Annotated in this window: 1 protein-coding gene; it reads left to right on the top strand. The window is 31.2% G+C overall.

The genetic code is table 11. The annotated features are described in order from the left end of the window. A partial coding sequence (locus tag MMG82_RS21410) for a hypothetical protein (RefSeq protein WP_241407421.1) occupies positions 1–584 on the top strand: 584 nt, incomplete at both ends.

Here is a 584-nt window from a genome sequence, read left to right as displayed (position 1 = left end):
AATTATCTCATATAACAAAAACAATGACACAATATACTTTAAGCACCGTTCTTTTTTAGAATTTTTCTACGCTAGAAGTTTATCATCAAAATATAAAGTTACTTTAGATGCAGATATATTTCACCCTTATGCCATAAACACTTATTTCTTTTATGTTGGACTCAAGAGAGACTGCCCAGAATTACTTGATGAAATATCTCAAATCCCATTAAACCATGAAGGGCATAGAATCTCTCGACTTGTAAACATGGCAGGATTTCTCCTTGCCGGTTACCAAAGCCCATACGCTAACATTAAAAATATAGTAAAGGAAATGTTCATAGACGCTGGCATGTATTACAAAAACATTCTTGATGGCGAAAGTAACAAAATATTTTCAAAAATACCCCCAATTCATATTCTAGCTATTTTCAAGTCCTTAATGGAATATGGCTATGGTTATAAATTCTTTAATAATGCCCTTAATGAAATTTCAAAAGAGATAGAAAAAGAGTCAAATAATTCCGACGAGTCAATTTACAGCTTGTTCTTAATTTCCGCCGTAAAAAGCTATTTATCAAGTAAAAATGAATATGATGAATTCA

Origin of the sequence: Shewanella sp. MM_2022_3, from assembly GCF_022557375.1 — a bacterium.
Taxonomy (GTDB): Bacteria; Pseudomonadota; Gammaproteobacteria; order Enterobacterales; family Shewanellaceae; genus Shewanella; species Shewanella xiamenensis.
This window is presented reverse-complemented; position numbering and strand designations above follow the sequence as displayed.